Origin of the sequence: Pseudomonas sp. SCA2728.1_7 (assembly GCF_018138145.1) — a bacterium.
In the GTDB taxonomy this organism is placed as follows: Bacteria; Pseudomonadota; Gammaproteobacteria; order Pseudomonadales; family Pseudomonadaceae; genus Aquipseudomonas; species Aquipseudomonas koreensis_A.
Window position 1 is genome coordinate 5,675,187 of the sequence record NZ_CP073104.1, and the last position, 17,974, is coordinate 5,693,160.

Below are 17,974 nucleotides of genomic sequence, written 5' to 3' on the forward strand. Positions count from 1 at the left end.
CATAATCCGCCCCAATTCCAACAACAAGGATGCCTTCGAAGTGAGCTCAGTCAACAAGTCGATATTGTTGGTCGATGACGACCAGGAAATACGCGAGTTGCTGGAAACCTACCTGACTCGCGCCGGGTTTCAGGTGCGGGCCACCGCCGACGGTGCCAGTTTCCGCCAGGCCCTCAACGAGGCGCCGAGCGATCTGGTGATCCTCGATGTCATGCTGCCCGACGAAGACGGCTTCAGCCTGTGCCGTTGGGTGCGTCAGCATCCGCGTCAGGCACAGGTGCCGATCATCATGCTCACCGCCAGTTCCGACGAAGCCGACCGCGTGATCGGCCTTGAACTCGGCGCTGACGACTACCTCGGCAAACCCTTCAGCCCGCGCGAACTGCAAGCGCGCATCAAGGCATTGCTGCGGCGTGCGCAATTCGGTCAGGAGCGCAGTGGCAGCGACGTACTGGCCTTCGATGAATGGCGGCTGGACATGGTCAGCCATCGGTTGTTTCACACTGACGGCGAGGAAGTGATTCTCTCCGGTGCCGACTTCGCCCTGTTGAAGCTGTTCCTCGATCACCCGCAGGAAATCCTCGACCGCGACACCATCGGCAACGCCACCCGGGGTCGCGATCTGATGCCGCTCGATCGCATCGTCGACATGGCCGTCAGCCGTTTGCGCCAGCGCCTGCGCGATACCGAGAAACCGCCACGACTGATTCGCACCGTGCGCGGCAGTGGCTATCAACTGGCAGCCAACGTGGTTGCCGGCAATGGTCACTGATTCGCTGCGTAAACTAGCCGCCAAGGTCCCGGTTCCGCGTTCGTTGCTCGGGCGGATGTTGCTGCTGACGTTGCTGGCGGTGCTGTTCGCGCAAACATTGTCGAGCGTGATCTGGGTCTCGCAACTGCGCGCCACCCAGCTCGAAGGCTTGGTCACCAGCGCCCGCAGCCTTGCCCATTCGATGACCGCCAGCGTCAGTTACTTCCGCTCGCTGCCGGTGGCTTATCGGCCGCTGGTGCTCGATCAGTTGCGCAGTATGGGCGGCACCCGCTTCGTCGTGACCCTCAACGACAAACCTTTGGGCATGGATGTGCTGCCGGTCACGCCGCGTAAAGCGGCGGTGATGAAAGCGGTCGACGAAGTGTTGCGCCAGACCCTCGGCAATGACACGGATATTTCGGTGACCTTTGTCAGCCCCGAGGACCTGCGGATTTTCAACGCAGGGCTGAAACTCGATGAGTTGCCGCGTTCATGGGCGCATTACGCGCTGACCCTGGAACCGGTGAATCCACCCGTGCTGGTCACGCAGATTCAAATGGCGCCGGGCGAATGGCTGTACATCGCCTCACTGTTGCCCGAGCCGTACACCAGTCTTGAAGAACAAGGCCTGCCCTCGCAGCAGGTGTGGTTCATCGTCCTCACCAGCGGATTCTTGCTTTTGTTCATCGGCCTGCTGGTGCACTGGCAGAGCCGGCCGCTCAAGCGTCTGGCACGTGCTGCACGGGATCTGTCACTGGGCGCCGACGTCGAACCGGTGGCCGAGGGCGGTGGCAGTGAAGTGGTGGAAGTGGGCCGCGCCTTCAACACCATGCGCGAGCGTATCAGTCGCTACCTGACCGAGCGTAGCCAGTTGTTCAGCGCGATTTCCCATGACCTGCGTACGCCAATCACGCGTTTGCGTCTGCGCGTCGAATTGCTTGAAGACGAGAAGCTGCAGGCCAAATTCGGTCGCGATCTGGATGAGCTGGAGTTGTTGGTCAAAGGTGCGCTGCAATGCGTGAAAGACACTGACATCCACGAGAACATCGAACCGGTGGATCTCAATCACGTGCTTGATTGTCTGGTCGAGCCCTATCTGGCACCGAATGGTAATGGTCGCGTGACTCAGCATGGTCGTGCGTTGGCGGCGTATCCGGGTAAACCTTTGGCTTTGAAGCGCTGTATTGGCAACCTGATCGACAACGCGTTGAAGTACGGGCAGAACGCGCATCTGCACATCGATGACGATGACAGCGCGTTTGTCTTGCACGTTGATGATGAAGGGCCGGGTGTGCCGGAGCAGCGGCTGGAGCAGGTATTTGAGCCGCACTTCAGGCTGGCGGGGCAGCAGCAGGGCTATGGCTTGGGGTTGGGCATCGCGCGCAACATCGCCCACAGTCATGGTGGGGAAGTGACGTTGCAGAATCTGCGTGAGGGTGGGTTGCGGGTGACCCTGCAATTGCCGCGTTCGGCGGATTGAGTCAAAAGCTTTCCCTCACCCTAGCCCTCTCCCAGAGGGAGAGGGGACTGACCGAGTTGTCTTGCGTCATACATCGACCTGAAACACCGTGTCGATTATGGATTCGCTGAAAAACTTTCAGGTCGGCGTAACTCTTCAATACCCCGCGGTCGGCCCCCTCTCCCTCCGGGAGAGGGCTGGGGTGAGGGTGGCTCTTTTGTCACGGATCAGTGACAAACCCCGCCCCCTTCGTTACAAGCCCACCCCGGCCCGTTGTTTAGACTCCCCGCAGTCATAACAACAAAAAAGGCCACCCATGGATCTCTTCCAACCCGGCTTCAGCAGTTGGCTGAATGCCCCTGCCCACCAGCAATGGCTCGCCGCCGAAGGCCTGCGTCTGCTGGATTTCGCCAAGGCAGCAAAACTCCCACAAGGCTTCGGCAACCTCGACGAACGCGGCCGTCTGCCAGCGAACGCGCAAGCCGAAACCATGAACACCGCGCGCATGACCCACAGCTTCGCCATGGCCCATATTCAGGGCCTGCCGGGTTTCGCCGAACTGGTCGATCACGGCATCGCCGCCCTGCGCGGGCCATTGCGCGATGCTTTGCACGGTGGCTGGTTTGCCGTCGCCGAACACCGCGACGACAACACCGGCAAGAACGCCTACCTGCATGCGTTCGTCGCACTGGCCGCCAGCTCTGCGGTGGTCGCGCAACGCCCCGGTGCGCAGGCGTTGCTGGATGACGCCATCGACATCATCGACACGTATTTCTGGAGCGAGGAAGAGGGCGCGATGCGCGAATTCTTCAATCGTGACTGGAGCGAGGAAGAAGCCTATCGCGGCGCCAACAGCAACATGCACGCCACTGAAGCGTTCCTCGCTCTTGCTGATGTCACCGAAGATCCGCGCTGGCTGGTGCGTGCGCAACGCATCGTCGAGCGGGTGATCCACGGTCATGCCGCCGGCAACGGTTACATGGTCATCGAACATTTCGACCGCGACTGGCAACCGCTGCGCGAATACAACCACGACAATCCCGCCGATGGTTTCCGCCCTTACGGCACCACGCCGGGCCATGGTTTCGAATGGGCGCGGCTGTTGCTGCACCTCGAAGCGGCGCGGGTTCAGGCCGGCATGCTCACCCCCGGTTGGCTCGCGACCGATGCGCAGAAACTCTTCGAGAACAATTGCCGTAACGGTTGGAACGTCGATGGTTTGCCGGGCATCGTCTACACCCTCGACTGGGACAACAAAGCCGTGGTCCGCCACCGCCTGCACTGGACGCACGCTGAAGCCAGCGCTGCTGCGAGCGCGTTGCTAAAGCGCACCGGCGATGCGCAATACGAAAGCTGGTACCGACTGTTCTGGGAATTCTGCGAAGTGAATTTCATCGACCGTTGCGACGGCAGTTGGCACCACGAACTCAACCCGCAAAACATCCCCAGCGCCGATATCTGGCCGGGCAAACCCGATCTGTATCACGCCTGGCAAGCCGTGCTGATCCCTCGTCTACCCTTGTCACCCAGTATGGCGACTGCGCTGGCACAGTTATCCCAGAGCAGTCCTGTGTAACCATGTGGTGACATTCGCGCGTCCCTTCGTTACCTGCGAAGGGAAACGTCCTGTTTAAACTCCTGTGCAGCGCAAGCACCAGACTTGCATGCATAACAACAAGAAAGGTACATCTCAGATGAATGCGATTTCTCGCCTCGCTACTGTCATTTCTGTCGCCTCCCTGTTCCCGCTCGCAATTCTGCCTCTCAGTGTTTCCGCTGCCGAATCCAAAGGTTCGGTCGAAGTCGTGCACTGGTGGACGTCCGGTGGCGAAAAAGCCGCTGTTGATGTGCTCAAGGCGCAAGTCGAAAAAGACGGTTTCACCTGGAAAGACGGCGCTGTCGCCGGTGGTGGCGGTGCAACGGCCATGACCGTGCTGAAAAGCCGTGCAGTCGCCGGCAACCCGCCTGGCGTCGCCCAGATCAAAGGCCCGGACATCCAGGAATGGGCGTCGACCGGCCTGCTCGATACCGACGTGTTGAAAGACGTCGCCAAGTCGGAAAAGTGGGACAGCCTGCTCGACAAGAAAGTCTCCGATACCGTGAAGTACGACGGTGATTACGTGGCCGTGCCGGTGAACATTCACCGCGTGAACTGGCTGTGGATCAACCCGGAAGTGTTCAAGAAAGCCGGTATCACCAAAAACCCGACCACCCTTGAAGAATTCTATGCCGCTGGCGACAAGCTGAAGGCTGCGGGTTTCATCCCGTTGGCTCACGGCGGTCAGCCTTGGCAGGACAGCACCGTGTTCGAAGCCGTGGTGCTTTCGGTCATGGGTGTCGATGGTTACAAGAAAGCCCTGGTTGACCTGGACAACGCCGCGCTGACCGGCCCGGAAATGGTCAAGGCACTGACCGAGCTGAAGAAAGTCGCGACCTACATGGACGCCGACGGCAAAGGTCAGGACTGGAACCTGGAAGCGGCCAAGGTCATCAACGGCAAGGCCGGCATGCAGATCATGGGTGACTGGGCCAAGTCCGAATGGACCGCTGCCAAGAAAGTCGCTGGCAAGGACTACGAGTGCGTCGCCTTCCCGGGCACCGACAAGGCGTTCACCTACAACATCGACTCGCTGGCCGTGTTCAAGCAGAAGGACGCAGGCACTGCGGCCGGTCAGCAGGACATCGCCAAAGTCGTGCTGGGTGAAAACTTCCAGAAAGTCTTCAGCATCAACAAAGGCTCGATCCCGGTTCGCAACGACATGTTGAACGACATGGAGAAACTCGGTTTCGATTCCTGCGCACAGACCGCTGCCAAGGACTTCCTGGCAGACGCCAAGTCCGGCGGCCTGCAGCCAAGCATGGCGCACAACATGGCGACCACGCTGGCGGTGCAAGGCGCGTTCTTTGATGTCGTGACCAACTACATCAACGACCCGAAAGCCGACCCGGCCGACACTGCCAAGAAACTTGGTGCAGCGATCAAGTCGTCCAAGTAATCCTTGGACCTGTAGGAGCGAGCCTGCTCGCGATTGCGTCCTGTCAGTTGATGTAGTTGTTACCTGACACACCGCTATCGCGAGCAGGCTCACTCCTACAGGGAAATGCCCTTGTCATCTTTATTCTGGATTTCCCCATGAGTTCTGTTGCTGTGTTCAGCAAGGCCTCGCCGTTCGATGCATTGCAACGCTGGCTACCCAAACTGGTGCTGGCGCCGAGCATGTTCATCGTGCTGGTGGGCTTCTATGGCTACATCCTGTGGACGTTCGTGCTGTCGTTCACCACCTCGACTTTCCTGCCTAACTACAAGTGGGCCGGTCTGGCGCAATACGCGCGGTTGTTCGACAACGATCGCTGGTGGGTCGCGAGCAAAAACCTCGCGGTGTTCGGCGGTATGTTCATCGGCATCACCTTGGTGATCGGCGTGTTGCTGGCGGTGTTCCTCGACCAGCGCATCCGTCGCGAAGGCTTTATCCGCACCATTTACCTGTACCCGATGGCGCTCTCGATGATCGTTACCGGTACCGCGTGGAAATGGCTGCTCAACCCGGGCATGGGCCTGGATAAATTGTTGCGTGACTGGGGCTGGGAAGGCTTCCGTCTCGACTGGCTGATCGACCCTGATCGCGTGGTTTACTGCCTGGTGATCGCCGCTGTCTGGCAAGCCTCGGGCTTCATCATGGCGATGTTCCTCGCCGGCCTGCGTGGCGTTGATCAATCGATTATCCGCGCTGCACAGATCGATGGCGCGAGCATGCCGACGATCTACTGGAAAGTGGTGCTGCCAAGCCTGCGTCCGGTGTTCTTCAGTGCGGTGATGATTCTGGCGCACATCGCGATCAAGAGCTTCGACCTGGTCGCGGCGATGACCGCTGGTGGCCCGGGTTATTCCTCCGACCTGCCGGCGATGTTCATGTATTCCTTCACCTTCAGTCGCGGCCAGATGGGCATGGGCTCGGCCAGTGCGATTCTGATGCTCGGTGCGATCCTCGCGATCATCGTGCCTTACCTGTATTCCGAGCTGAGGACCAAGCGCAATGACTAGTCTCGCTGCCAAACCTGCTATCAGCCTGAGTCGCATCGCGATCTACGCGGTGCTGATCCTCGCCGTACTGCTTTATCTGGTGCCGCTGGTGGTGATGTTGCTGACCAGTTTCAAGACCCCGGAAGACATCAGCACCGGCAACCTGCTGAGCTGGCCGACCGTGGTCAGCGGCATCGGCTGGGTCAAGGCCTGGGCCACGGTTGACGGTTACTTCTGGAACTCGATCAAGATCACCGTTCCGGCGGTAATTATCTCCACCGCCATCGGTGCGTTGAACGGTTACGTGCTGTCGTTCTGGCGTTTCCGCGGTTCGCAGTTGTTCTTCGGTCTGCTGTTGTTCGGCTGCTTCCTGCCGTTCCAGACCGTGCTGCTGCCGGCCTCGTTCACCCTCGGCAAAATGGGTCTGGCGAGTACCACTACCGGTCTGGTGTTTATCCATGTGGTTTACGGTCTGGCGTTCACCACGCTGTTCTTCCGTAACTACTACGTGAGCATTCCGGATGCGCTGGTGAAAGCTGCACGTCTGGATGGCGCGGGTTTCTTCACGATTTTCCGCCGCATCATTCTGCCGATGTCGACGCCGATCATCATGGTCTGCCTGATCTGGCAATTCACCCAGATCTGGAACGACTTCCTGTTCGGTGTGGTGTTCTCCAGCGGTGATTCGCAACCGATCACTGTGGCGTTGAACAACCTGGTCAACACCAGCACCGGCGCCAAGGAATACAACGTTGATATGGCAGCGGCGATGATCGCCGGCCTGCCGACCCTGCTGGTCTATGTGGTCGCAGGCAAGTATTTCGTGCGCGGGCTGACGGCCGGCGCAGTCAAGGGGTAATCATGGCAACGCTCGAACTTCGCAACGTCAACAAGACCTATGGTGCCGGCCTGCCGGACACCCTGAAGAACATCGAACTGTCGATCAAGGAAGGAGAATTCCTGATCCTCGTCGGCCCGTCGGGCTGCGGAAAATCGACCCTGATGAACTGCATCGCCGGTCTGGAAACCATCACCGGTGGCGCGATCATGATCGGCGATCAGGACGTCAGTGGCATGAGCCCGAAGGATCGCGACATCGCCATGGTGTTCCAGTCCTACGCGCTGTACCCGACCATGAGCGTGCGCGAGAACATCGAATTCGGCCTGAAGATTCGCAAGATGCCTCAGGCGGCGATCGACGAAGAAGTCGCGCGCGTGGCCAAGCTGTTGCAAATCGAACACCTGCTCAATCGCAAGCCGGGTCAGCTTTCCGGTGGTCAGCAACAGCGCGTGGCGATGGGCCGTGCGCTGGCGCGTCGGCCGAAGATCTATCTGTTCGACGAACCACTGTCCAACCTCGACGCCAAGCTGCGCGTCGAGATGCGCACCGAAATGAAACTGATGCACCAGCGCCTGAAAACCACCACGGTCTACGTGACCCACGACCAGATCGAAGCGATGACCCTGGGCGACAAGGTGGCGGTGATGAAGGACGGCATCATCCAGCAGTTCGGCACGCCAAAAGAGATCTACAACGATCCGGCCAACCTGTTCGTGGCGAGCTTCATCGGTTCGCCGCCGATGAACTTCATCCCGCTGCGTCTGCAACGCAAGGACGGTCGTCTGCTGGCGCTGCTCGACAGCGGCCAGGCGCGTTGCGAGTTGCCGATGAGCATGCAGGACGCCGGGCTTGAAGATCGCGAAGTGATCCTCGGCCTGCGCCCGGAGCAGATCGTTTTGGCGAACGGCGAGGGCAATGGTCTGCCGAGCATTCGTGCTGAAGTGCAGGTGACCGAGCCGACTGGTCCGGACACGCTGGTGTTCGTCAATTTGAATGAAACCAAAGTCTGCTGCCGTCTGGCGCCGGACGTGGCACCGCAGGTGGGCGAGAACCTGACGCTGCAATTCGATCCGTCGAAAGTGTTGTTGTTCGATGCCAAGACTGGCGAACGCCTCGGCACTGCCGGGCAACCACAGACCGATGCGCGGTCTGCGAACGTGGCGCAATTCAAAGGCCGCTGAGGAACAAATGTGGGAGTGAGCCTGCTCGCGATTGCGTCCTGTCAGTTGATGTAGTTGTTACCTGACACACCGCTATCGCGAGCAGGCTCACTCCTACAAAGGAGCAAGCGGTGCCCGGCCTGTCGAGCATCGCAATTTATGTAAACCGCGTTAGATAAAAACAGTTAATAACAATAAAGACGAGGATGTAGGGATGAAAAAGAAACACGTCAATGCCCGGTTGATCTGCCAAGTGTCGGCTGCGGCGGCCTTGGTGCTGGCCGGTAACGCCATGGCGGCGGATGCCTTCAGTTCCGATTCGAAGTGGATGACCGGCGACTGGGGTGGCGAGCGTACCAAGCTGATCGAGCAGGGTATCGACATCAAGGCTGACTACGTTGGGGAAGTCGGTGGCAACCTGAACGGTGGCTACAACGACGACAAGACCGCGCGTTACGCTGACCAGTTCGGTCTGGGCGTGGCACTCGATCTGCAAAAGCTGTGGGGCTGGGATAACACCCAGGCGAAGATCCAGCTGACCAACCGTAACGGCTACAACATCTCCAACGACCGCGTTGGCGATCCGCGTGCCGGCACCCTCAGCTCCTCGCAGGAAGTCTACGGTCGTGGCCACATGGTGCGTCTGACCCAGTTGTGGATTCAGCACCAGTTCTTCGACAACAAACTCGACGTCAAGGCCGGTTACTTCGGTGAAGGCGAAGACTTCAACACCTTCCCGTGCGACTTCCAGAACCTCGCGTTCTGCGGTTCGCAAGTGGGTAACTGGGCGACCAACATCTGGTACAACTGGCCCGTCAGCCAGGCCGCGATCCGCGTGAAGTACAACATCAACGACGAGCTCTACGCGCAGATCGGTGCGTACAACCAGAACCCGTCGCAGCTGGAACACGGCAACGGCTTCAAACTCAGCGGCAGCGGCACCAAAGGTACTGTGTTGCCGGTCGAGTTGGTCTGGTCGCCGAAGGTCAACAGCCTGCCGGGCGAATACCGCGTCGGTTACTACAAAAGCACGGCGGATGCCGACGACGTTCGCGAAGACGTCAACGGTTTCGACGCTGCTACTACTGGCGATGCCTACAAGACCCACAGCAGCAAAAGCGGCTACTGGTTTGTGGCGCAACAGCAACTCACCAGCCACAACGGTGATGCGACCCGCGGTCTGAACATCGCCGCCAACGCCACGTTCCATGACAAAGACACCAACTTCATCGACAACTATCAGTCGGTGATGTTCGTCTACAAAGGCCCATTCGACGCGCGTCCGAAGGATGACGTCGGTATCGGTGCGGCGCGTATCCACGTCAACGACGACGTGAAGAAAAACGCCGAGCTGCTGAACGCCTCCAACGGTGTTTCGGATTACGACAATCCGGTGTTCTCGCCGATTCGTGAAACCGAATACAACTACGAGATCAACTACGGCTTCCACGTCACCAACTGGCTGACCGTACGCCCTAACCTGCAGTACATCACTCACCCGGGTGGTGTGGATGAAGTCGATAACGCTTTGGTCGCTGGCCTGAAAATTCAGTCTACGTTCTAACGCGTCTGCGATAAGCTCCTCTCTATGTGCGCATATTTGCGGACAGCCCAGGCTGTCCGCTTTTTTTTGGGGCTGGCGCCGCCCGGTGAAAGTCGAGTTCAGGATCGTGGCAAATGCATGAGCATCCGCTACAACGCTTCTTCAAATCCCTGCGTGAACAACCGGTGTTCGCCTGGGAGCGCTATCAGATGCGCGACGTGTTGGTGATCGATCATCCGCTGTGTCAGGCGGTGTTCAGTCGTCAGGGCGCGCAGTTGCTGCACTTTCAGCCGCGTGGGCAAAAGCCGTGGTTGTGGTGTGCGGCGAAGTGGCCGCACGTAGGTGCCATTCGCGGTGGCGTGCCGGTGTGCTGGCCGTGGTATGGCCGTCATCCGAGCGAAAACGCCTGGCCGTCCCATGGTTGGGCACGGTTGCTCGACTGGAAGTTGCTCGACAGCAGCAGCGCCGACGATGGCGTGCGCCTGCACTGGCAATTGCAGCTGTGCGACTGGCAGGTTGACCTGCATGCGCATCTGGGCGAACGCATGGAACTGCGTCTGAGCACCGAGCATCAGGACGACATGCCGTGCCAGTTGAGCCAGGCTTTGCATGCTTACTGGCGTATTGGCGATGTCGGTGAGATAGCGCTGTCTGGGCTCGAAGGTGCGCAGGGTTATGACCAGTTGAATCGCCAGGTTTGTCAGCAGGAAGGTGAATTGCGCGTTGATGGTGGCTGTCAGCGAGTGTTCCAGCATGACGGCGAATTGCAGCTGAAAGATCACGCCTGGCAGCGCGAGTTGTGCATCGATACCGGTGACAGCGCGGACACGGTGGTCTGGCATCCGGGGGCGCGGCCGTTGTTGGGCGTGACGTGGGATGAGATTTCCGAGTTTGTCTGTGTGGAAGCGGCGGCGGGTGGGACGGACAGCCTGCATCTGGCGCCGGGGGAGAAGGCGCATTTGAGTTTGCAGGCGTGGGCGGCGGCTTGAGTGTGTCAAGTACACCGCTACCCTCACCCTAGCCCTCTCCCGGGGGGAGAGGGGACTTACCGAGTTGGATTGGCTATGTCCACCGACTTGCGACTACAACGGTGATCTTGGCTTGGCCAAACCTGAGGTCGGTTTGAACGTTCAGGTCGATGTAACTCCTGAGACCTCCTCGGTCGGCCCCCTCTCCCTCCGGGAGAGGGCTGGGGTGAGGGTGTGCTTTTGATCTTTAGTTGAATTCATCCCCAACCGGATACCGGCTCGCATTCAAGCTCTCTTTGATCTTGCGCAAATGCGGCTGGAAATCCACGCCACGACGCAAGGTCATCCCCGTCGCCAACACATCCAGCACCGTCAACTGAATGATCCGCGAAGTCATCGGCATATAAATGTCGGTGTCTTCCGGCAGCGGAATATTCAGGCTCAAGGTACTCGCCTTGGCCAGCGGCGAATTCTCCGCCGTCAGGCCCAGCACCGAAGCACCGTTCTCCCGAGCGATACGCGCCACTTCCACCAGCTCACGGGTGCGCCCGGTGTAGGAAATTATCACGAACAACTCACCGGTGTGCGCCACCGAGGCAATCATCCGCTGCATCAGCACATCGGCATGCGCAGTGACCGCGAGGTTGAAACGGAAGAACTTGTGCTGTGCATCCAAAGCCACTGGCGCCGAAGCCCCGAGGCCGAAGAAGTGAATCTGCCGCGCCTGAATCAACAGGTCGACGGCGCGGCTGATCAGGTTCGGATCAAGCGCTTGGCAAGCGCTGTCCAGCGAGGCGATGGCGCTGCCGAAAATCTTCTGCGTATAAGCCTCAGGATTATCGTCAGCCTCGACCGCACGGCTGACATACGCCGCGCCGCTGGCCAGGCTCTGCGCCAGTTGCAGCTTGAGTTCGGGATAGCCGCTGACACCGAACGAACGGCAGAAACGGTTGACCGTCGGTTCGCTCACCGAGGCTGCCTGGGCGAGGGCGGCGATGCTGAAGCGGGTGGCCTGCTGCGGGTTGAGCAGGATCACCTCGGCGACTTTGCGTTCGGCCTTGTTCAGGTCTTCAAGGCGACTCTGGATCTGTTCCAGTAAATTTCGCACGCGGTCCATATGGAATTCCTAATTCACCTGCGCAAAGGTGCGCCGGGCTATGCAAATTGGGCCTTTGATATGGCCCGTAACGGTGGCCTATCCTACTGATGGCTCCGACTGACCACCACTCGGAATCTGTATTTTGCGAAAATGTTGTGGTTATTACTACATTTTCCCTTGAGTGATGCCTTGAAAAAAGGTATTTGTAGCTTAACTTGATAAAAGAACAAACATCATGCCTTCGATTACGGTTGAACCGTGCACCTTTGCCTTGTTCGGCGCGCTTGGCGATCTGGCCCTGCGCAAGCTGTTTCCTGCCCTTTATCACCTCGATGGCGCCGACCTGCTGCACGAGGACACGCGCATCATCGCGTTGGCCCGTGAAGAAGGTTCCCAGCAGCAGCACATGGCGTTCATCGCCGCCGAACTGCGTCGTTATGTAGGCAAAGAGCTGGACGAAGCCGTCGCCGAGCGTTTTCTCGCACGCCTGACCTACCTGCACGTCGACTTCCTTAAGTCCGAAGATTATGTGGCGCTGGCCGAACTGGCCGGCAGCACGCAACGCATGATTGCCTACTTCGCCACACCGGCAGCAGTGTACGGCGCGATCTGCGAGAACCTGGCGAAAGTCGGTCTGGCGGAAAACACCCGCGTGGTGCTGGAAAAACCGATCGGCTCCGACCTCGAATCGTCGCGCAAGGTTAACGACGCCGTGGCGCAGTTCTTCCCGGAGAACCGCACCTACCGCATCGACCACTACCTGGGCAAAGAAACCGTTCAGAACCTGATCGCCCTGCGTTTCGCCAACAGCCTGTTCGAAACCCAGTGGAACCAGAATTACATCTCCCACGTGGAAATCACCGTGGCCGAGAAAGTTGGCATCGAAGGCCGCTGGGGCTACTTCGACAAGGCCGGCCAACTGCGCGACATGATCCAGAATCACCTGTTGCAGTTGCTCTGCCTGATCGCCATGGACCCGCCGGCCGATCTTTCCGCCGACAGCATCCGTGACGAGAAAGTAAAAGTGCTCAAGGCACTGGCGCCAATCAGCCCGGAAGGCCTCACCACTCAGGTGGTGCGCGGCCAGTACATCGCCGGCCACAGCGAAGGCAAATCCGTACCGGGTTACCTCGAAGAACCGAATTCCAACACCCAGAGCGACACTGAAACCTTCGTCGCTTTGCGTGCCGACATCCGCAACTGGCGCTGGGCCGGCGTGCCGTTCTACCTGCGTACCGGCAAGCGTATGCCGCAGAAACTGTCGCAGATCGTCATCCATTTCAAGGAACCGTCGCACTACATCTTCGCCCCTGAGCAGCGCTTGCAGATCAGCAACAAACTGATCATCCGCCTGCAACCGGACGAAGGTATTTCCTTGCGCGTGATGACCAAAGAGCAGGGCCTGGACAAAGGCATGCAACTGCGCAGCGGCCCGCTGCAACTGAATTTCTCCGACACCTGGCGTAGCGCGCGGATCCCCGATGCCTACGAGCGGTTGTTGCTGGAAGTGATGAACGGCAATCAGAACCTGTTTGTCCGTAAAGATGAAATCGAAGCCGCGTGGAAATGGTGTGACCAGTTGATCGCCGGGTGGAAAAAATCCGGTGACGCGCCCAAGCCGTATGCGGCCGGGTCGTGGGGGCCGATGAGCTCCATTGCATTGATCACGCGGGACGGGAGGTCGTGGTATGGCGATATCTGATGTGCAACTGCCTGCGGGCGTGAATGCTCACGAATTCAACAGCCCAGTGCTGTTGGCCGAAGGTCTGGCGCTGAATGTTGCCAAGCAATTGAGCGAGGCCATTGCGGCACGCGGCAACGCGGTGCTGGTGGTGTCCGGCGGTCGTAGTCCGGTGGCGTTTTTCCAGCACCTGGCCAAGCAGGAACTGGACTGGTCGAAGGTCGTCGTGACCCTCGCCGACGAGCGTTGGGTACCGGTTGAACACGCTGACAGCAATGCCGGCCTGCTCAAGCAATACCTGCTCAAAGGCCCGGCGGCCAAGGCGCAGTTCCTCAGCCTTTATAGCGCGGCGGCCAACGTCGAGCAGGCTGCTGAACAGGCTGACCGCTTGCTCGCCGAATTGCCACCGATTGACGTGCTGGTGCTGGGCATGGGTGATGACGGCCACACCGCGTCGCTGTTCCCCGACAGCCCGAACCTGACCGAAGCGCTGCAAGCTGATGGCACACGCCGTTGCTGGCCGATGCTGGCGCCGAGCGTGCCGCGTCAGCGCCTGACCATGAGCCGTGCGCTGCTGGCCTCGGCCAAGCACAAGATTCTGTCGATTTCCGGTCAATCGAAACTGACCACCCTGAATGCCGCACTGGCATCCGACGACGTCGCCGCCATGCCGGTGCGCGCGTTTCTGCAACCTACGTTAGAGATTTACTGGTGCCCATGAGCCAAGGAACAGCCGCTATGACAACCCCATCCCCGACCGTTTCCATGGCGGACAAAGTTGCCCTGATCGACAGCCTCTGCGCCAAGGCGCGGATCCTGCCGGTGATCACCATCGCTCGCGAACAGGACGTGCTGCCATTGGCCGACGCCCTGGCTGCCGGTGGTCTGACCGCGCTGGAAGTGACCCTGCGTTCGCAGTTCGGCCTCAAGGCTATTCAGATCCTGCGCGACCAGCGCCCGGAACTGATGACCGGTGCTGGCACCGTGCTCGATCGCAACATGCTCGCGGCAGCTGAAGCGGCCGGTTCGCAGTTCATCGTCACCCCGGGCATCACCCGTGACTTGCTCGAAGCCAGCGTCGACAGCCCTATTCCGCTGTTGCCGGGCATCAGCAACGCCTCCGGCATCATGGAAGGCTACGGTCTGGGTTATCGCCGCTTCAAGCTGTTCCCGGCTGAAGTCAGCGGTGGCGTGGCGGCAATCAAAGCTCTCGGCGGCCCGTTCGGCGAAGTGAAATTCTGCCCGACTGGCGGCGTCGGCCCGGCCAACATCAAGAGCTACATGGCGCTGAAAAACGTCATGTGCGTGGGCGGTAGCTGGATGCTTGATCCGGAGTGGATCAAGAACGGCGACTGGGCCCGTATTCAGGAATGCACCGCCGAGGCGTTGGCGCTGCTGGACTGATTGTTACCAGACACTTCGTTGTGTGTTCTACGGCTTTACGGTGCGCTTGGTCGGTGCACCGTTTTTTTTTTGCCTTGAAGAAAGTGTCAGGACATCACGCGATACATAGTTACCGCACAGCCGCGTTTGCGTGGCGCTAATCTGCGTTCATCTTACGGAAGAGAGAACGCCTCATGGACGACCATCAATCTGTCGCTTTATCAATCAACTCTGTGCGCCCGCAGCAGTTGCCCGTGGTTGGCAGTTTCAATTGGCACAGCACCCCGGGCAAGGTGCGCAACATCAGCGCGGGCATCGAAGGTTTGCCCCTTGTATTGCGGCTGACCCTGGTCGATGCCATGACCGGCGAGCCGGTCAGTGGCGCCGTGGTTCGCATCGAACAGCACATTGGTACCGACACACTGTGCGGCAGTCAGTCGACCGACAGTAAAGGCATCGTTCGTTTCACCAGCCTTTACCCGGATCGGCAAACTGCCTTTTCGTGTATCGCTCTGAGCGTCGCCATCGCCAATGACGATCAACAGCCGCAGCTGTACCAGGAGGCCTGGGCGGGGCGCCTGCATTTGCCCTGTGCCTGCAATTGCACAGCCGTTGATAACGATGCCGTTCGACTGGCGTTGCGGCCGATCACGGACGCTGGCCCGGAGGACGGCTACTTCGGCAACCTGACGATCGGCGTCGACACCTTTGCACTGTCATCGCAGATCGGCGTGGCGGGCTACGACAAATACCTGATCACAGTGTTTTAGCGCAGCTCGTTCAGCGCGCGGACCAGCAACTGCATGTCGCCAGCGGTGGTGGTCAGGCCCGGTGTAATGCGGATGCTCGGCCCGCTGGCGGCGCCGTTGCGCACCACGGTGAACAGGTTGTAATCGTTGAGCAGACGCTCGGCCATCGCCTGTTGATCATCGTGCCGGGTGAAACGCAGCGATGTGATGCCGCAATACAGCCGAGGATCATCAGGCGTCATTACCTCGATGCCCGGCAAGTGCCGCACCGCGCTGACCCACAGATTGCGCAGATAATTGACGCGAGCGCCTTTGGCCGGCGCACCGCCGAGGGAGCGGTGCTCCTCGAACACCAGCGGCAAGGTCATCAGTGCTGGAATGTTGGGCGTGCTGTAGGAGGTGCGCGCACGGATGTCATTCACCGGGTAATGCATTTCATCCATGTCCGGATCGATATCGGCCAAGCGTTGCGGCGCGATATAGAGGAAACCGAGGGTGAGCGGCGCGCCGATCCATTTGTGCAGGTTGAATCCGGCGAAAGAGATGCCCAGTGCTTCAAGATCGAACTCGATCTGACCGAGCGCATGGGCGCCGTCGAGGATGACATCGACGCCATGCGACTTGGCGAGCGCGGCGATGGCTTGCACCGGCATGACCAGTCCGGTGCGGTGAGTGACGTGAGTCAGGGCCATCAGCTTGATCTTCGGATGACCGACGAAGGCTTCGCGATAAGTCTCCACCAGGCTGTCGTAGCTCGCCGGGTGCGCGTGGGCAATCTCGATCACTTCGGCGCCGCGATGTCTGGCCAGCCAGCGCATGGCGCCTTTGACCGTGTCGTATTCCAGGTCACTGATCAGCACCTGATCGCCCGGCTGCAGCCGGTTGTAGTTGCGGATCAGCGATTGCAGGCCTTCGGTGGCATTGCGAGTGAACGCCACGCTCTGCGCCCGTACGCCGATCAGCTCGGCCAGTTGCGCGCGAATGTCGAGGTTGTCGTGCTGTTCGAAACGCTGGCGCACATACACCGAGTTGCTGGTGTTGATCAGCTCGATATTGCGCTGGTACTCCTCGATCACCGTGCGCGACATGCGCCCGAAGTAACCGTTTTCCAGGTTCACGGGGCCGGGTTGAACGTCGTATCGGTCGGCGAACGTTTGCCAAAAGGCTTCGTCACGGGCGCGGCGGGTGTTATCGGGCATGGTCGGCTGACTCTGAGAGAGGAGGGTGCTTCAGTGGCGCGGGGCAGGTTTGCCGTGTTTGGCGCGCAGCGGTTCGAGCAGGTCCGAGAGGCCGTTATGGTCGATCTCCTGCATCAGCGCGAGCAAGCCACCGAGTTCGCCGTGCGGGAAACCTTCGCGGGCAAACCAGTTCAGGTATGGCCCCGGCAGGTCGGCAATGATCCGCCCCTTGTACTTGCCGAAAGGCATTTCGCGAGTGATCAGCAGTTCGAGTTTTTCGGGATTCATCAGGGTTTTCGTCTGGCTTCAAAACAATCAGGAAAATACAGGCATTCTGCATGCAGGCCAAATGACAGATCATGCAAATAACCGTGATACAGATAGTTCACTTATCTTTAAGCTATTGATTTACAACAGTTTATTAGAAATAAAAAAGCTGGCACGCATGCTGCAATATCCCTTGCATCTTCAACCAATCGCAAGGAATTGAAAAATGACCGACATGAATAAAGAAGCCATCTCTGTACTCAATGACCTGATTGAAACCAGCAAGGACGGTCAGGAAGGGTTCAAGACTTGCGCTGAAGACATCAAACATCCAGAGCTGAAAACCCTGTTTGTCACTCGCTCCGCTGATTGCGCCACTGCTGCCGCTGAACTGCAAGCCGAAGTTCGCAAGCTGGGCGGCGATCCGGAAACCTCCACCAGCGTCAGCGGTGACCTGCACCGTCGCTGGGTCGACGTCAAAGCCATGTTCACCGGCAAAGACGAAGAGGCCGTGCTGAACGAAGCCGAGCGTGGTGAAGACCATGCGCTGAAGGCTTATCGTGAAGCCATCGAGAAGATCAACAAGCACAATCTGGTGGGTATTCGTGACCTGGTTGAACGCCAGTATCACGGTGTGCAACGCAATCACGACCAGGTGAAAGCGCTGCGTAACCAGGCTCGCGCTCGTTCGTAAGCGTTTGCCGGGTACAAAAAACGCCAGCTAGTCTGGCGTTTTTTTATGGGGCTGGGAAAAGCAAGAGCAAGAGCAAGAGTCCCTCACCCTAGCCCTCTCCCGGAGGGAGAGGGGACTGATTGGGGTGAATGTGGGAGGTACACCGACTTGAGCGATCTAAGGTGAACTCAGGTTCTGAAA

General features: G+C 59.2%; 17 protein-coding genes. 14 read left to right on the plus strand and 3 right to left on the minus strand.

Annotated features, from left to right (window positions below; all coding sequences use genetic code 11):
• Window positions 1–40 precede the first annotated feature (40 nt).
• From KBP52_RS25360 to KBP52_RS25400, 9 genes are all read left to right on the plus strand, one after another.
• Window positions 41–772 carry a response regulator transcription factor gene (locus tag KBP52_RS25360; RefSeq protein WP_003227460.1) on the plus strand — a complete coding sequence of 244 codons (732 nt, stop codon included), beginning with the start codon at window positions 41–43 and terminating at the stop codon, window positions 770–772.
• Window positions 762–2,231 (plus strand): ATP-binding protein, encoded by a 1,470-nt coding sequence (locus KBP52_RS25365; RefSeq protein ID WP_212623162.1) that lies wholly within the window; start codon window positions 762–764, stop codon window positions 2,229–2,231. Before KBP52_RS25360 ends, KBP52_RS25365 begins: the two co-directional genes overlap by 11 nt.
• 295 nt (window positions 2,232–2,526) lie before the next feature.
• Window positions 2,527–3,786 (plus strand): AGE family epimerase/isomerase, encoded by a 1,260-nt coding sequence (locus tag KBP52_RS25370; protein ID WP_212621223.1) that lies wholly within the window; start codon window positions 2,527–2,529, stop codon window positions 3,784–3,786.
• A gap of 118 nt (window positions 3,787–3,904) precedes the next feature.
• Window positions 3,905–5,206 carry an ABC transporter substrate-binding protein gene (locus KBP52_RS25375; protein ID WP_077574253.1) on the plus strand — a complete coding sequence of 434 codons (1,302 nt, stop codon included), beginning with the start codon at window positions 3,905–3,907 and terminating at the stop codon, window positions 5,204–5,206.
• A gap of 137 nt (window positions 5,207–5,343) precedes the next feature.
• Window positions 5,344–6,252: a sugar ABC transporter permease gene (locus KBP52_RS25380; RefSeq protein WP_007917874.1), complete on the plus strand. Its 909-nt coding sequence runs from the start codon at window positions 5,344–5,346 to the stop codon at window positions 6,250–6,252.
• A complete protein-coding gene (locus KBP52_RS25385) occupies window positions 6,245–7,090 on the plus strand; it encodes a carbohydrate ABC transporter permease (RefSeq protein ID WP_007917872.1) in 846 nt (281 codons plus the stop codon). Before KBP52_RS25380 ends, KBP52_RS25385 begins: the two co-directional genes overlap by 8 nt.
• A gap of 2 nt (window positions 7,091–7,092) precedes the next feature.
• On the plus strand, window positions 7,093–8,253 hold the full coding sequence (gene ugpC, locus KBP52_RS25390) for a sn-glycerol-3-phosphate ABC transporter ATP-binding protein UgpC (RefSeq protein ID WP_212621224.1): 1,161 nt from the start codon (window positions 7,093–7,095) through the stop codon (window positions 8,251–8,253).
• Window positions 8,254–8,446: 193 nt separating this feature from the next.
• A complete protein-coding gene (locus KBP52_RS25395; protein WP_095126181.1) occupies window positions 8,447–9,796 on the plus strand; it encodes a carbohydrate porin in 1,350 nt (449 codons plus the stop codon).
• Between the two features lie 113 nt (window positions 9,797–9,909).
• Entirely contained in the window at window positions 9,910–10,764 is an 855-nt protein-coding gene (locus KBP52_RS25400; protein WP_175553397.1) for a D-hexose-6-phosphate mutarotase, read from the plus strand.
• A 226-nt stretch (window positions 10,765–10,990) separates the two neighbouring features.
• Here KBP52_RS25400 and KBP52_RS25405 read toward each other — a convergent pair whose 3' ends face one another.
• On the minus strand, window positions 10,991–11,851 hold the full coding sequence (locus KBP52_RS25405) for a MurR/RpiR family transcriptional regulator (RefSeq protein WP_171057240.1): 861 nt from the start codon (window positions 11,849–11,851) through the stop codon (window positions 10,991–10,993).
• A 226-nt stretch (window positions 11,852–12,077) separates the two neighbouring features.
• Between KBP52_RS25405 and zwf the strand changes: the two genes are divergently transcribed.
• From zwf to KBP52_RS25425, 4 genes are all read left to right on the plus strand, one after another.
• Complete coding sequence (zwf, locus tag KBP52_RS25410; protein ID WP_077574250.1) at window positions 12,078–13,544, plus strand: glucose-6-phosphate dehydrogenase; 1,467 nt, start codon at window positions 12,078–12,080, stop codon at window positions 13,542–13,544.
• Window positions 13,531–14,244 carry a 6-phosphogluconolactonase gene (pgl, locus tag KBP52_RS25415; RefSeq protein WP_212621225.1) on the plus strand — a complete coding sequence of 238 codons (714 nt, stop codon included), beginning with the start codon at window positions 13,531–13,533 and terminating at the stop codon, window positions 14,242–14,244. Before zwf ends, pgl begins: the two co-directional genes overlap by 14 nt.
• Window positions 14,245–14,261: 17 nt before the next feature.
• A complete protein-coding gene (locus KBP52_RS25420; protein ID WP_008082815.1) occupies window positions 14,262–14,927 on the plus strand; it encodes a bifunctional 4-hydroxy-2-oxoglutarate aldolase/2-dehydro-3-deoxy-phosphogluconate aldolase in 666 nt (221 codons plus the stop codon).
• Between the two features lie 173 nt (window positions 14,928–15,100).
• A complete protein-coding gene (locus tag KBP52_RS25425) occupies window positions 15,101–15,676 on the plus strand; it encodes a hypothetical protein (protein WP_212621226.1) in 576 nt (191 codons plus the stop codon).
• Here KBP52_RS25425 and KBP52_RS25430 read toward each other — a convergent pair.
• Complete coding sequence (locus KBP52_RS25430; protein WP_212621227.1) at window positions 15,673–16,854, minus strand: aminotransferase class V-fold PLP-dependent enzyme; 1,182 nt, start codon at window positions 16,852–16,854, stop codon at window positions 15,673–15,675. The two genes, KBP52_RS25425 and KBP52_RS25430, sit on opposite strands and share 4 nt — an antisense overlap.
• 30 nt (window positions 16,855–16,884) lie before the next feature.
• Window positions 16,885–17,121, minus strand: coding sequence for a DUF3820 family protein (locus tag KBP52_RS25435; RefSeq protein WP_003227425.1), 237 nt, complete (start codon window positions 17,119–17,121; stop codon window positions 16,885–16,887).
• Between the two features lie 205 nt (window positions 17,122–17,326).
• Between KBP52_RS25435 and KBP52_RS25440 the strand changes: the two genes are divergently transcribed.
• A complete protein-coding gene (locus KBP52_RS25440) occupies window positions 17,327–17,794 on the plus strand; it encodes a PA2169 family four-helix-bundle protein (protein WP_034153383.1) in 468 nt (155 codons plus the stop codon).
• Window positions 17,795–17,974 lie beyond the last annotated feature (180 nt).